Origin of the sequence: Paenibacillus oenotherae (genome assembly GCF_019443105.1) — a bacterium.
Taxonomy (GTDB): domain Bacteria; phylum Bacillota; class Bacilli; order Paenibacillales; family Paenibacillaceae; genus Paenibacillus_Z; species Paenibacillus_Z oenotherae.
In genome coordinates this window covers 459,664-474,608 of the sequence record NZ_JAHZIJ010000002.1, presented here as the reverse complement: position 1 = coordinate 474,608, position 14,945 = coordinate 459,664, and the positions used below count along the sequence as shown (strand labels likewise).

The 14,945-nt window shown below is 50.5% G+C and carries 9 protein-coding genes; 4 read left to right on the top strand and 5 right to left on the bottom strand.

Annotated features, from left to right (window positions below; translation table 11 throughout):
• Positions 1-4,223, top strand: a 4,223-nt coding sequence (locus tag K0T92_RS06245; RefSeq protein ID WP_219871556.1) for an S-layer homology domain-containing protein, incomplete at its 5' end; no start/stop codon positions are given.
• An 885-nt stretch (positions 4,224-5,108) separates the two neighbouring features.
• Here K0T92_RS06245 and K0T92_RS06240 read toward each other — a convergent pair.
• Positions 5,109-8,228, bottom strand: coding sequence for an ATP-binding protein (locus tag K0T92_RS06240; RefSeq protein WP_246627906.1), 3,120 nt, complete (start codon positions 8,226-8,228; stop codon positions 5,109-5,111).
• Positions 8,229-8,398: 170 nt separating this feature from the next.
• On the opposite strand from K0T92_RS06240, the gene K0T92_RS06235 reads away from it, so the two are divergent.
• A complete protein-coding gene (locus K0T92_RS06235; RefSeq protein ID WP_219871555.1) occupies positions 8,399-8,584 on the top strand; it encodes a hypothetical protein in 186 nt (61 codons plus the stop codon).
• Between the two features lie 217 nt (positions 8,585-8,801).
• Positions 8,802-9,638 carry a divergent polysaccharide deacetylase family protein gene (locus tag K0T92_RS06230; protein ID WP_246627905.1) on the top strand — a complete coding sequence of 279 codons (837 nt, stop codon included), beginning with the start codon at positions 8,802-8,804 and terminating at the stop codon, positions 9,636-9,638.
• On the opposite strand, the gene K0T92_RS06225 is transcribed toward K0T92_RS06230, so the two are convergent.
• Positions 9,606-10,373 carry an N-acetylmuramoyl-L-alanine amidase family protein gene (locus K0T92_RS06225; RefSeq protein ID WP_219871554.1) on the bottom strand — a complete coding sequence of 256 codons (768 nt, stop codon included), beginning with the start codon at positions 10,371-10,373 and terminating at the stop codon, positions 9,606-9,608. The two genes, K0T92_RS06230 and K0T92_RS06225, sit on opposite strands and share 33 nt — an antisense overlap.
• A gap of 158 nt (positions 10,374-10,531) precedes the next feature.
• Here K0T92_RS06225 and K0T92_RS06220 point away from each other — a divergent pair, with 158 nt between their 5' ends.
• Positions 10,532-10,801, top strand: a complete 270-nt coding sequence (locus K0T92_RS06220; RefSeq protein ID WP_246627904.1) for a YqzE family protein — start codon at positions 10,532-10,534, stop codon at positions 10,799-10,801.
• On the opposite strand, the gene K0T92_RS06215 is transcribed toward K0T92_RS06220, so the two are convergent.
• From K0T92_RS06215 to K0T92_RS06205, 3 genes are all read right to left on the bottom strand, one after another.
• Complete coding sequence (locus tag K0T92_RS06215) at positions 10,798-11,694, bottom strand: hypothetical protein (protein ID WP_219871553.1); 897 nt, start codon at positions 11,692-11,694, stop codon at positions 10,798-10,800. The genes K0T92_RS06220 and K0T92_RS06215 overlap by 4 nt on opposite strands.
• A 168-nt stretch (positions 11,695-11,862) precedes the next feature.
• The gene (locus K0T92_RS06210) at positions 11,863-12,867 is read right to left on the bottom strand and encodes a YqhG family protein (RefSeq protein WP_219871552.1); all 1,005 of its coding nucleotides are present in this window, start codon (positions 12,865-12,867) and stop codon (positions 11,863-11,865) included.
• Complete coding sequence (locus K0T92_RS06205; protein ID WP_219871551.1) at positions 12,864-14,684, bottom strand: DEAD/DEAH box helicase; 1,821 nt, start codon at positions 14,682-14,684, stop codon at positions 12,864-12,866. The genes K0T92_RS06210 and K0T92_RS06205 overlap by 4 nt, the downstream gene beginning before the upstream one ends.
• Positions 14,685-14,945 lie beyond the last annotated feature (261 nt).

Genomic DNA, 14,945 nt, shown 5'->3' with positions numbered 1-14,945 from the left:
CTGTTGTAGTCATAGCAAACTCGACAACAGATAAAGTAGTTGTAAAAGATGTACCAGCGGGAGCAACAGTAAACATCTACAACGAACTGGGTATCGTCATTGGAACGGCAACGAACGATGGCGGCAGTACAGGTGATGTGACCGTGAACATCCCAACTGGCCTGAACGAAGGTCAAGAGATCGATGCGACGATCACCGAGACGAACAAGCTGGAAAGCACGAAGACACCAGCGACAGCAGTGGCAGAAGTAAGTGCACCACCTGTTGTAGTCATAGTAAACTCGACAACAGATAAAGTAGTTGTAAAAGATGTACCAGCGGGAGCAACAGTAAACATCTACAACGAACAGGGTATCGTCATTGGAACGGCAACGAACGAAGGCGGTAGTACGGGCGATGTGACCGTAAACATCCCAACTGGCCTGAATGAAGGCCAAGAGATCGATGCGACGATCACGGAGACGGACAAGCTGGAAAGCACGAAGACACCAGCGACAGCAGTGGCAGAAGTAAGTGCACCACCTGTTGTAGTCATAGCAAACTCGACAACAGATAAAGTAGTTGTAAAAGATGTACCAGCGGGAGCAACAGTAAACATCTACAACGAACAGGGTATCGTCATTGGAACGGCAACGAACGAAGGCGGCAGTACGGGCGATGTGACCGTAAACATCCCAACTGGCCTGAACGAAGGCCAAGAGATCGATGCGACGATCACGGAGACGGACAAGCTGGAAAGCACGAAGACACCAGCGACAGCAGTGGCAGAAGTAAGTGCACCACCTGTTGTAGTCATAGCAAACTCGACAACAGATAAAGTAGTTGTAAAAGATGTACCAGCGGGAGCAACAGTAAACATCTACAACGAACTGGGTATCGTCATTGGAACGGCAACGAACGAAGGCGGCAGTACGGGCGATGTGACCGTAAACATCCCAACTGGCCTGAACGAAGGCCAAGAGATCGATGCGACGATCACGGAGACGAACAAGCTGGAAAGCACGAAAACGCCAGCGACGGCAACGTCCGACGTAAGTGCACCACCTACTGAAGTAACGGCAAATGCTACAACGGATACCGTAGTAGTTGGTGACGTTCCAGCAGGAGCGACCGTTACAGTGTACGACGAGAACGGTAATGAAATCGGCACAGCAACGAATACTGGCGGCAGCACAGGCGATGTGACTGTGAACATCCCAACTGGCCTGAATGAAGGCCAAGAGATCGATGCGACGATCACCGAGCCGAACAAGCTGGAAAGCACGAAGACGCCAGCAACAGCAACGTCCGACGTAAGTGCAGCACCTACTGAAGTAACGGCAAATGCTACGACGAATACCGTAGTAGTTGGTGACGTTCCAGCAGGCGCGACCGTTAAGGTGTACGACGAGAACGGCAATGAAATCGGCACAGCAACGAATACTGGTGGCAGCACGGGCGATGTGACCGTGAACATCCCAACCGGCCTGAACGAAGGCCAAGAGATCGATGCGACGATCACCGAGCCGAACAAGCTGGAAAGCACGAAGACGCCAGCTACAGCAACAACCGACCAAAGCGCGGCTCCAGAAGATGTAGTAGCTGATCCGAACACAGACGAAGTTATTGTTAAGGATGTACCGCCAGGTGCAACGGTGACGGTCTATGATGAGAACGGTGGAGTCATCGGCACAGCAACGAACAATGGAGGCAGCACGGGTGAAGTAACTGTCCCGATCAATGGCGGCCTAGAGAGCAACCAGGTTGTGAAAGTGACGATTACCGAAGTAGACAAGACAGAAAGCACGAAGACTTCCGCAACAGCGGGGCTATCGGATGAGCAAGCAGTCGAAGAGGCAGCCCAAGAGGTTCGAATCATTTATTCGGAAGGCGATACTTGGGAAAGTGTAACTTCATCGATCTTCATGCTGACGGTTGGACCGCATGATACCAATGTTAGTTGGAGCTCAAGCAAATCGGGTGTCATCAGCATTCCGGCACCGGTTGCCAATAAGATTACAGCAGACGTTAATCGGCAGGCTGTAGAGCAAAGTGTGATCATAACCGCCAAAATTTCTAAAAACGGCTATGAAAAAACAAGAACCTTCCTGCTGATCGTCAAAGCTAATGGTGTAACGAAAACCGTAAATGAGCAGTATAGCAGAAATATTGTTGTTGAAGGTCAGACAGGATCCAATGAGAGCCTGCCTATCATTCGGATAGACGTTGTGAACACGAACAACTCGACCAGCATTATTGACAAAGTGATCATGACGGATACCACGACTCAATCTCTAATCACGAATAACACATCAGGCGATAAACAAATTGTTGTTGATATGGATGAGGTCGCTGGAGATGAGCCGGATGAATTCGCGGTGGAAGTGACGACCGGTTCTGTTTCACTGCTGGCCAACAATGGATTCGATTTGGATGTGCAAACTCAATATGCGACTTTAGCGTATACGTCTGCTATCATCCAACAGCTCGGATCGAACAAGATGGATCTGTTCATTCGTATCGTTCCGATCAAGGATGCTGCTGAACAGCAGCAGGTGAAGAATCGTCTTCCTAAGACGTATGAGAATAAGACGGTTGCTGTAGTTGGAACGCCTTTGGAGATTGAAACAAACTACAGAGGCTACAACACCTCACTATTCATTCCGTTTGCCAAAAACGGTATTGATTTGAACAATGTCGCACTTGACCGTCTTCGCATCTACATCGAGCATAGTGACGGGGAAATAGTCGTTGAGAAAGGTACGGTTGTACGTGATGGCGCTGGAACGCCAATCGGATTAATGCTGAACATCAATAAATTCAGTACGTTCACCATTATCGAGTTGAAAGATGTTGTTACACCAGGCGGACCGATTATCCTTCCATCGGGCGAGACACTGCCAATTGATATCGAAACAGGAGAGAACGGAAAAGGAACTGTTATCGAGAAAATGGATGTCAAGCGTCAGCCTGCAGGTGATGGAACGAAGAAGGATGAGCTGACTCTAAACGCACAGAAAGCAGCAGATACTGTACAAAAAGTTGCTGCAGCTGGACAACACAATGCGCGAATTGTAGTTCCGGATGCCAAGGATGAAGTATCTGAAGTTCTGCTGAATGTGGAGAAGGGCGCCATTGACAAGCTTGCTGAAGCGAAGGTTGCATTGGAACTGAAAACCGTAAACGGATTGCTCCGTATTCCGGTATCGTCATTCGGAACGCCAACTGGCAGCACCTCCATCAAGCTGACTCCGGTCAAAGATGCTGGCAAGCAGCAGGAGCTGCTGAACAACGCCATTCAGAGCAAGGAGCAAGAGAAGGACGTCAAGCCGAAGCTTGTGGGCCGTCCGTTGAAGGTCGAGTCTGCTTTCTCGGATAAAACAGCTGCGCTGATTCTGCCGATTCCGGCAGCATTAATTCCAAACGGTACGCAAGAGCGCGAGGCTTTCTTCGCATCTCTGGTTGTATATGGTGAGTTTGGACAAGGCGACAACTGGTTGAAGGCAGGTAAAGTAGTAGAGCTCGGCAATGGCACATATGGTGTAGAGATCGACGTATCCAAGAATGGTACTTTTGCCATTGTGGAATGGCCGATAGCCCATAAAGTCCATCACAAATACGTAAATGGTTATCCGGACCAAACCTTTAAGCCGGAACGCTCCATCACAAGAGCGGAAATTGCGGCAATACTGGCGCGCAATCTGCCTGCTGAACTATTTGGCGGTCAAGCAGATATCGCATACAACGATGTGAAGAGCAAGCATTGGGCTGCTCAATATATCAAAATAGTTACAGAAGCGGGATTGATGAAAGGTTATCCGGATGGCAGCTTCAAACCGGATGCGCATATTTCACGTGCTGAGCTGGCATTGATTAGCGCGACGTACAAAGAGCTGACAACGGATATCACGTTCAAGGCATCGGCTTATTATCCTGATGTTACGAAGCATTGGGCTGCCGGAGCAATCGATTCGCTGAATCAGACCAACATTATGAAGGGCTACCCTGACGGCACGTTCAAGCCGCAGAAATTGTTAACCCGTGCAGAAGCGGTTACGACGATTAACCGATTGTTTGATCGCGGCCCATTGTTCGGCGTAGAGAAATCAAGCTGGCCGGATGTTGCTGCAACGCACTGGGCTTTCAAGGAGATTGAGGAAGCCTCCAACGATCATGAGTATACCCTGCGTAATGCGGGTGGAGAAGATCTGATTCGTTTCATAACGACAGGAACTTCTTCCTAGAACAAAAAAATCGGAACTGTCCGAAAAGCCAATACCCAATGAGTCAGTCCCAAATGATGTGAAAAGATGCCTCCAAAACCACCACTGAAAAGTGGGATTGGAGGCATCTTTTAATTGTATATGGGGGGACTTAACAGCCTCTTCTTGATTCCAGATCGCCCACTGAGCAGGTTTCTGCATATTCATAATTTATCTGAATATGCGTACAGTCGCTTTTGAGCCGACAGCAGACCTGTTCCTCTTCCAGACAACAGTAATTCTCTTCGCCGCCGCCATAACCTGCAAGCTGCCGGGAGGTTCCCTAGCGTTGCCGTTCCCCTTCTCCAAGTCTGGTTTGAGGACAGAGTGACGGAGTAAGAAGCCTGCAAATGTGCATGCATTTCCGTCATATGATGCCATAATAGTAAATTTCCTGCGATCATGCATGAATTTGAGCAAAAATCAGCGGTTAAGAGGAAATGACGGTGAAATACCTGCTCTCTGGCAGGCATTTCACCGTTATGGGGTCAGAGTCGAGAAAAAAACTGCCGTTTCGCATGTTTCGCCTAGCTCGCAGCTCCTAGCTCCTAACTTGCAGATCCTAACTGAAGCTCGCAAGTTGCATCTCGCAACTAGCATCTAGCGTCTAGCATCTAGCAAGTTGCATCTAGCGTCTAGCAGCTCGCATCTAGCATCTAGCAGCTAGCGTCTAGCAGCTCGCATCTAGCGTCTAGCAGCTCGCATCTAGCATCTCGCATGTCTTGGCGGTTGAATGACGGATCATCCTCTGGCGAGAAGTACGTGGGCAGTCCCATGATCCATGCTCCCAGGGGCATTCCACATCGTACAGCTGCTGAAAGTGGGAGCTGAGATTTTCAAAAAGGACTTTCTGGACAGCCCCGATTGTTATTTGGTGACGGTGAATGTTATTGTAGTTCCTTGATTCGGAACACTGTAGATTTGAAGTCCTTTGCCATAGATTTGCTTGAGTCTCCGGTCTGTATTGAGCAGTCCGACTCCGGAAATTCCCGCATGTTCACTAATAATAGGCAAGCGGTTAAGAATTTCCTGATTCATTCCTACCCCGTTGTCCCCGATGCTAATTTCCGCATGGTCGCCATAGTCCGTAATTTGGATATGCAGCGTGCCGCCTTGAATGCGTCTGAGAATCCCGTGCCTGACGGCATTCTCAACCAGAGGCTGGATGGATAATGGCGGGATATGCAGCTGGAGATGATCCTCCACATCCCAGATCACGTGAAGTCTTTCTTCGAACCGTTCCTTCTCTATGAATAGATAAGCTTGAACGAGCCCAAGCTCATGCTGGATGGGAACGAGCCGCTCCGTATTCCGGAAATCGAAGCTTGCCTGCAAATAATCGCCGAATTTCTCAATGAGCGCAACCATTCTTGGTATATTGATTTCGCTCAGAGCAGCAATCGAATTTAAAGTGTTAAATAAGAAATGAGGCTGTATTTGTGCCTGGAGCCATGCGGCCTCCATGCGAAGCCGTTCGCGCACCGTTCGTTTGAGCTCGGTTAGGGCCCGTACCCGTGATCTCATTTCGGTCGCATCGATCGGCTTGGTCACATAATCGTTGGCACCTGACCGAAACCCGGCTTCTACGTCTTCAGCTCTGCTGCGGGCGGTCAGAAGCAGAATGGGCAGCTCTGAGCTGGTGAAGCGGGTTCGTATGGCACTCGTTAATTCGTAGCCGGACATATGGGGCATCATGACATCCGTAATGAGCAGATCCCATTCTTCGTTGTCCAGCATCGACAAAGCTTTCACTCCGCTTGTCGTTGTAACAATATTATAGTGATGCGAAGAAAGCATCTGAACAAGCATCATTAAATTCAACGGATCATCATCAACAATCAATACTTTGGGCAGATCGGCAGCAGGAGGCAACGGAGAGACGTTGTTCGGAGCACTCTCATCTGCTGTACTCACATCGGCTGAAGCCGCGGAGGCTGCTGCTTGCCCGCAAGCGGCTTCTATCTCGCAATCGGCAACTGCCGGAGCGGCTGGCTGCGATGCTTGCTGATTCACTTCATCAGGATGAGATAGCGACAGTGTAAATGAGAATTCGGAGCCTTGGTCTGGTGTGGAACGAACATCCAATGTTCCCCCATGCAGCTCCACCAATTGCTTGCTGATGCTCAATCCGAGCCCAATTCCGCCGCCAATCTCGCTGCTGCCGGAATCCCCTTGCTGATAGGGCTGGAAGATTGTCTGCTGTGCAGCTTCACTCATACCTATCCCTGTATCAGTGATCAGAATACAAGCCTTGCCGTTCTCTAACCGGGCATCGACGGTAATGCTGCCCTCATTCGTGTATTTCAACGCATTGTGTAGCAGATTGAATAAAATTTGAATCAGCCGGTTCTCGTCTGCATATACGGCAGGGAACGTATCTGGTATCTGGTTGATAAACCGGACAGGCTTGCCCTCTGTCATGAATCGAAGCATATCAAGCACACCAGCGGCGACCGTTTGAATGTGAATGCTGCTGGCTTGCAGTCGGATGCCGCTTTCCTTGAGCCTGGTCAAATCCAGCAGATCGTTTAATACGAATGACATACGGCGTCCAATCGTAATGAGAAGCTCGATGCTTTTGGCATTGGAGCTGTGGAGGGCATGGGTTTCGTTATCCAGAACGGATTGGGCAATGTTGAGCATACCGTGCAATGGATTCCGCAGCTCATGGGATGTATTCGCCAGGAAGTCGTCCTTTTGCTTAGCTGCCTCCTTCAACTGATCGGCCAGCCTATGGGTCTGGATCACAGTTCGAAAATAACGTTTGAAGCAGAAGGTAGCAATCATTAAAAATGTAAGGATCATATCAAAAGGGTAATAGATCAGCTCGACCCATAATGAATGTTTGACAATTCCCCACACGATGTTGAGCAGAATACTGATTGACCCCAGCAGCAGATAGATCGCGTCCCGCTCTTTCCTTAATGTTATCTGCAGTAGAATGACAGGAACAATCAGAAACGGTATGACGACGATTACAGCGGAAATAGCATTGATACCGATCATAAAATGAACCGGCATAAACAGAATGGTCAACATGAAGAATAGACTCAGCCATGAATACCAGCGAAAGGCGCGTACTTTGGAATATTCAGGGAATAAATGCTTGACGAACTCAAGCAGAAATATGGCGGAGCCGAGATAGGCAAATGATCTGATCTTGGAAATCCATTCATAGTCCATTGGAATCCAGACGAATAGCAGCATATCATCTGACGACAGTATGGTCAGAATCGCAAAGCTGACCAGCAGCGCCAGGAAGGGCAGAGCCTTGAGGCGTGTGCCGATCAGATACAGGATAACCGTGTAAATAACATGCATAAGAAGGACAATGGCTACGATCAGCTGCATATTAATGATAAACTGGCTCTCAGTGTGAACGGCAATGTCGCTTCCGAACTTGACCGGGAGGAATATCCCGCCCAAGCTCAGATTGTCGAAATTCGCAACCTGAATGGCGAGGTCGATTGTATCCTGATCTGTCGAGAAAGTAGCCGTATAAGGAGTGCTGCGAGCCTTGTAGCCCTCTTTCGTCACCGCTGGCTGGCCTGACTGGCCCAGCAGCTTGCCATTGGCATAGATTGCGGATGATGTCGGAATGCTTGCCGTCCGGATGCTGTAGCGTTGATCCGCATCGGGTTTAACAAGAATACGCAGCCGATAGGTCCCATAGCCAATGGGAGAGGGCTTGGAAGGGGATAATGCATCACCCCAGTTATGAGGAACATCTATATAGGTTCGGATTGTGCTTGAAGCGGAATCGTGTGCAGAGCCTGGCATGAGCAATTCATCGGGATAGAACGCCCACTGACCATCGAGTGAAAGAGCTTTGCTGGATGAGAAATCCCAGTCGCGCAAATCCAGCTGTCCTTGTACGGCAACAGGATGATCCGGAGTCCGGGTCAGATCGATCCACAGAAGTCGAATGCTAGTAATTAGAATTATGAATAGAATCAGGAGGGGGATAATCTGTCTTTTTGTCATCATAGGTTGGACAATTCGACGGAAATGGCAGAAATCCTTCCACGGGGCTCCTTAGCTGTCCTCGAATCTTCGAAAACATTCCCATTTATATGAAAATCAAGCCATTGTCTATCACGAATACTAGATTTGCTTCATATTCTAGTATTATCTCAAGAGGATGAGGAGGAGATCGAATGTCCAACAACACAGGTGGAACAGGTGGAGATCATACTGGTGGCGATCGCACTGGAGGTACAGGCGGCGACCGCACAGGCGGAACAGGCGGAGACAAAACAGGCGGAACAGGCGGCGACCGCACAGGCGGTACTGGCGGTTCTGACGGCCACAAATCAGACGGCCACAAATCAAGCGGCTACTAAGAAGAGCGCTGCTCGACAGCTCTTGAGGCATGGCGCATTGGTTGAGCTCGGGATGTAGCAGCAGCAATCGGGAAGAGGTTATCGCACAGTCACAGTCATGTGAAGAATGACTGCTGCGATGACCTCTTTCTTTGGCTTCCATGCAACAACTGCCGCACATATTTTATCGTCGCATCACAAACAATGTGAGTAAATGACGAGAGGGTGTGGACTGATCATGAGAAGGAATAAGGGACGGTTCGTATTGATGCTGACGTTGCTTCTGCTGCTGTCGATGGTGCCTGAACCGGATGTTGGTCATGCGGACAAATGGCTCACTAGCCGAGCGGATGCGGGAAAAGTCAGACAGTCTGAACGGCAAGTGGCTGTTGTTATTGATGATTTCGGCAATGGGATGGACGGCACCAACGAGATGATGGAACTGCCGATCCATTTCACCGCCGCTGTTATGCCGTTTATGCCAACAACCAGACAGGAGGCCGAGCTGCTGCACAAACGCGGACATGAGGTAATCGTACATTTGCCGATGGAGCCGGTTCGCGGAAAGCCTGAATGGCTTGGACCTGGTGCAATTACGACGAATCTCAGCGATAAAGAGATCCGCAAACGGGTAGAGGCAGCGATTAACGATGTTCCTCATGCCAGTGGCATGAACAACCATATGGGTTCAAAGGCAACCGCAGATGAGAGGGTTATGCGCATTGTCCTGTCGGTTGTGAAGGAGCACGGAATGTTCTTCCTGGACAGCCGCACGACTTACAAGACCGTTGTGCCTAAGCTGGCTGCAGAGCTTGGTGTCGAGCTGTTGTCCAATCAGGTGTTTCTTGATGATATCTATACGATGGCGCATATTGCCCGGCAGGTTGGTGTAATGAGCAAGCATTTGGAGTCCAATCCGTCCTGTGTCGTTATCGGCCATGTAGGACCTCCGGGCAAGAAAACAGCCGCGGTTCTCAAGGAATCCATACCGCGGCTGAAGCATCAGGTGAGCTTTGTCCGATTATCCGAAATGCTGGTATCTTCAGCGGAGAAGGATATAGTTCCGCACTCCTGAAGCGATGGCTGATGCAACCTGCTCCTGCTTGCGGGGATCGGTAAGCATGTGGCGATCCCCTTCATGGCTGATGAAGCCCATTTCGACAATGACGGCCGGCTGCTTGATAACATTAAGCAAATAGAACGGCTTGCCCAGCCGTGGAATAAAGCGTGTCTGCTGCTGTCTGTTCAGCGCATCCTGAATGCAGTAGGCGAGGAGTGCGCTCTGTCCTTCATCCTGATGGAGGACGAGGGGGCCGCGTACCTCTTTGTTTTTGGCCCAGTTAACATGAAGGCTGATGACGATATTCGTCCGGATTTCGCCGGAGAGCTGACTGCGCTGTGAGAGATCGCGCTTATGTCTGGATCGGCTTGGATGCCAGCGGTTGTCATCGCTGAGGGCATAGTCGCCGTTGCGGTTCAGAATGGCGCGAACACCGCTGCTGCGCAGCAGCAAATACACTTTTCTAGCTACAGCCAGATTGATGTCCTTCTCCAGAACTTCCTTGTAATGCGCACCGCCGTCGATTCCGCCATGTCCGGCATCAATGATGATATCAGCTGTCGGCAGTGCTCGCTGGTAATCGGGCTCATTCGGAAGTGCAGGGCTGCCGTTTATGGAATCCTCATCTTCTATACCTGTAATAGCCGCTGGTGTACTGGCGATGCAGCCTTCCTGCAGAATAAACCAGCTTGCAAAGCAAAATAAAGCAATTCGGAGCAGGCTTGTCCGTAATTTTGTAGGGCGATTCATTGTTTGCGATTCCTCCTGTATTCTGATCGTCAGTGCTGTCAGCAATCATTATCGGCTATTGTTAGCGTGGCACAGATGAAGCCAACTCATTCATGTTTGAATACCCTCTTTAGCGGAAACAATAAATAAGTGATACGAAAACAGCGAGGAGGAAGGAAATGATGGCGGACAAAAGCGAAGAGCTGATTAAATATATGACCGTTCAGGTTGTGCAATATATGGAGACCTCTCAGGAGGATAGGCGGCATAACCGCAAGAAGGCCAAAGCTGCCAGGGAGCCTTGGCTGACGCGATGGTTCGGTATAGCGCCGCTGGGAATTACGCTTTGGTGGCGTAATCGCGGCACTGTCAATGACGCTGCTGATCTTGAGAGCGTTGTAAGCGGAACAGGCAATGCCGGCGGACCGGCGGTTAAGGAAGTGCTCTAATAGTAGAAGCTGCCGTCAGCAGCAATTGTCTCTAGAGGGACATAGCGTGTTCCTTGCTGATCGAAGGCAACGAACAACGTTTCATTATTCCACAGATGGTACCCGATTGCAGGCCATACGAACAGCACATTCTCATTATACAGCTCTGCGGTATAGCGAACTTCCGACTTGCGGTCAAGCAAAGACGGCAGCTGCTTTACCTGATCCTTCGTAAGCGGAGGTTTGGTGAGCCATGGCATTCTTTCGTAAGGATCAAATGCCATATTCGTGCGTGCTGCTGACAACGTCCTGATGAGTGCTGCTTTATTGCTCTTGGGCTGAGGGATGGAAAGTTTGCCTGTCTGCTGCTCCCACTGCTTCTCGTCAATCGGGAGCATCTCTGCCGTCCAGGCATCCAGGAAGTAGGTCTCCCCTTCCGGAGTGACCCACTTCCACACGGCTTGCAGAGGATGAATATAATTACGCTCCAGCTTAAGTTTTTGGCTTGCGGCAGCGGCATAGGATTCGAAGAAGCCTTGTCTCACAAGTGACTGATACAGGATGTCAGGATCATAAGCGGGATGACCGCCAATCCCATATTCACCGAGTGCGAAGCCTCCGTCTTCAGTTGCATTCACAATCATGTAGCCAACGGGTTTATTATTCTGGTGCAGGGTGACAAGCCATCCGTGAAGGCCTGGGCCAATGGATACGATATTCCAGCTCGCCTTCTTCCAGGATTCGAATTGGGGCTGCTTGGATAGTGCATCGATCCAGACTTGTACCTGCTGCTGCACCTCTGTGCGATCTGCAGCTGGCGGAGGGCTTGAGCCTGGCTGTGCGGCTGAAGCAGCGGGCGTGCTTGCAACGATCAAGAACAGTCCAGTGTATAATATGGTTATCCATTTGCGCATAGGAAACTCACCTGCTTCTTCCTCTTGGATTGGCTTACCGCCATTGTAGCGAAGGCGTGCCGAGAAGGCTGTAGGAACCTGTCGCGCGGTGGGGGACATGCCCCGTTCTATTTTTGCCATTTCGCAGCGAAAAGGCACCTCTGATCTCAACTTCTTGTCGCATAATTGCTACCCGATCCCCTGGAGATAAAATATTCCGCAATTCATGGCGGATACCGTAATACGCGGCTCATATTGCCAGCGGATTTCATTCTGCCGCCGTTCATATTGCTCTTGAATAGCGGGGCGATTCTCTTCCTCTGCGGACTCCAGCAGCGGATCGTAGTAATGGTTTATCGTAGCCAGCTCATCCTGCAGCCTTGCCGCTGCTAATTCTGCCCAGCGAAAATCATAGCTTCTCAGTCTGCGCTCAATTGTCCCCTCAATAATAGTCACGGCCTTATTGAGCGTTACCGCATTCTTTGCGATGTGAACATTCGGCGGCAGGCGCGGCGTGAGCCGCAGCTTAAGGAGCCGTTCATGAAACCCCTCGGCACATTGCCCTGTCGTCAACGATACGCCGAAGGAATGGAATTCCTCGCGCTTCATGTCACAGGCGAATTCGATCTTCATATTAACCCCAAGCCAAGCCGTGTAGGGTGTTGAATGGAAGGGATGCGTCCCTCGCTTGTCCGGCTCTTGAAACAGACAGACATAGCTTCCGCCGCATCTGGCCGATTCGAACAGCTGTTCCAGCTTGCGCGAACCATAATGCAGCTCCTCCTTAGGAATACGGGAGGAAGTGTTCAGTGAACCATGCACATGGCCGAGAGATCGTCCCAGCGCCGCAGCTGCTGCCTCAGCCATGCTCCCTCCCTGGGCGGTACCTATTGTGCCTGGCAGAGCAGAGGATGCAGGTGCCGAAGCAGAGCTGCCGCCAAAGCTGCCGCTGGACTGATGGCTCGCATTCGCAGCATCATACTTGACCTTGTCCGTTATGAGCAGCATGGACATTGTCTCCGGGTCAGCGCCTGTGCGATCCACGAAGCTCCAATAGAAAGGCCGATTCGTCAAGTCGCGGTCAGCACGGGGGGAGAGCTTGACATGGAAATGCGACGGCGACTTCTCAATGATGCGGCATCCCGTTGATTCCAGATAACGCTGTACAAATTTGTGAACTTGCTTCTCGTTCATGGACGCACCTCCACTGTTTGGCCGACGACGGCATTCATGACGCTGTCCATGACGGAGACGTCGATGAGCGGCTCTTCGGCTTCCACTTCTTCCTTGACCCGGCTGATCGACTCGCCAAGGTCGTCAATCCGCTTGCGCAGTTCAGATGAATTGCCCGCTTCCAGCATTGCACGAGCCAGCTTCTGTTCGATGGACCCGTCCTTCTTCTCGAACCGTTCGAGAATATGATCGAGCTCCCCGATTACCAGCTCGAACAGATTGATCTTCTCATGAAGCAATCCGACAATATGCTCTTCTATCGTTCCTAGTGTGCATAGATTGTATATTTTGACGTCGCTTGTCTGGCCGAGGCGATGGACGCGCCCGATCCGCTGTTCGACCCGCATCGGATTCCAGGGCAGATCGAAGTTGATAATATGATGGCAGAATTGAAGATTAATGCCTTCGCCGCCTGCTTCCGTGGCAATCAGCACCTGGGCGCGGCCGCGAAATAAATCCATCATCCAATCTTTCTTACCCCGATTCATGCCTCCGCGATACGGGACAGCAACAATATTATTAGATTTTAAATATTGCAGCAGGTATTCCTGTGTCGCCCGATACTCGGTGAAGATGATAACCTTCTCATTCATTTCCCGGACGAGCTCCATCGTTTTCTCCGCTTTGGAGTTGGCTTGAATGCCTTTAATCACTTCAACAAGCTGCCATATTTTCGCGCGGACCGGTGAGTCCTCGGATGTCTTTTTAAACATATTGACAAGCGTTAGAAACACGGCGTCCCGGCTGCTGCACACCTCGCGCTGAAGGGTCACAAGCGACAGCATGCTGGACAGGTCGCCGCCGCTCTCATCGTAGCGTTCCCGCACGAAGGAGGTGACCGCATCATACAGAGCCTGCTCTTCCGGGGAGAGGGACATTTCGATATTTTTGACGATACGCTTGGTGAACTGAATGCCGCCATCACCGCGCCGATTGCGGATCATGACGGTGGAGAGTGCCTGCTGAAGCTGATCCTCATTCTTGGGCACACGCTTGTCTACGACAAAATTAGCGGCAAAATCACTCTGTCCCCCGAGCTGTCCGGGCTTGAGCAGGGTAATGAGATTATAAAGCTCGTCCAGATCATTCTGCACCGGAGTTGCGGTCAGCAGCAGGCAGTATTTCTTGCGGAGCTGGTTGACGAATTGATAGTTTGTCGTCTTCTTGTTCTTCAGCTTGTGCGCCTCGTCGATGATAATAATGTCATAGTCTGTACCGAGCAAAATAGGACGGTGCGGATCGCGCTTGGCCGTATCGATGGAGGCGACGACCACATCGTACTGCCAGGTATGCTCCTTCTTCTGTGCAATGGCGGAGATGCCGAATTTCTGATTCAGCTCGCGCACCCATTGCAGCACCAGGGAAGCGGGAACGAGAATAAGCGCACGGCGGACGAGCCCGCGAACCATATATTCCTTCAAGACGAGCCCGGCTTCTATCGTCTTGCCGAGTCCGACCTCGTCTGCAAGAATGGCCCGGCCGCTCATCTCATGGAGCACTCTGCGGGCGGTGCTAATCTGATGCTGCATCGGCTCAAAGGCAGGCAGGCTGCGCAAGCATTGCAGATCATCGAAGCTGCCGATCAGCTTCGTCTGCTGGGCTTCAACGGCGAGCTGGTACATGGACCAGTCATCCCATGGGCCGTTGCGGTCTACGCGTTCCTGAAGATTATGAAACCAGGAGCGGTCAAACTGGATGTCAGCATCAGGATGGAGCTTGCGACTGTGAACAGCGGACGGTTGTTCTCCCTTGAATGTGTTGTTCGTCGTCGAGTGCATGCCTGGTAGGCTCCTTTCCGGGGATGGATTCCTTTTAGTATGGCCTTGTAGGGAGGATTTCATAAGAATCAGGGGGACAAAAAATATCGAATTCGTCAAGTCGGCTAAAAGAAAGTAAAACATGCGTTCGAAGCAGATAATAGAAGAACAGCTGTCCTCTGGATGCCAAAGCTGCTTGAAATTGAACGAATACGGCTCTTTGAATCAATATATTGTATGTTATAATAGATTCATAACACAATATATAGTAATTTTTATGTA

Coding starts and splice junctions, on each gene's coding strand:
- K0T92_RS06240 (WP_246627906.1), bottom strand. CDS start 8,228: ATGATGACAAAAAGACAGATTATCCCCCTCCTGATTCTATTCATAATT.
- K0T92_RS06235 (WP_219871555.1), top strand. CDS start 8,399: ATGTCCAACAACACAGGTGGAACAGGTGGAGATCATACTGGTGGCGAT.
- K0T92_RS06230 (WP_246627905.1), top strand. CDS start 8,802: ATGAGAAGGAATAAGGGACGGTTCGTATTGATGCTGACGTTGCTTCTG.
- K0T92_RS06225 (WP_219871554.1), bottom strand. CDS start 10,373: ATGAATCGCCCTACAAAATTACGGACAAGCCTGCTCCGAATTGCTTTA.
- K0T92_RS06220 (WP_246627904.1), top strand. CDS start 10,532: ATGATGGCGGACAAAAGCGAAGAGCTGATTAAATATATGACCGTTCAG.
- K0T92_RS06215 (WP_219871553.1), bottom strand. CDS start 11,694: ATGCGCAAATGGATAACCATATTATACACTGGACTGTTCTTGATCGTT.
- K0T92_RS06210 (WP_219871552.1), bottom strand. CDS start 12,867: ATGAACGAGAAGCAAGTTCACAAATTTGTACAGCGTTATCTGGAATCA.
- K0T92_RS06205 (WP_219871551.1), bottom strand. CDS start 14,684: ATGCACTCGACGACGAACAACACATTCAAGGGAGAACAACCGTCCGCT.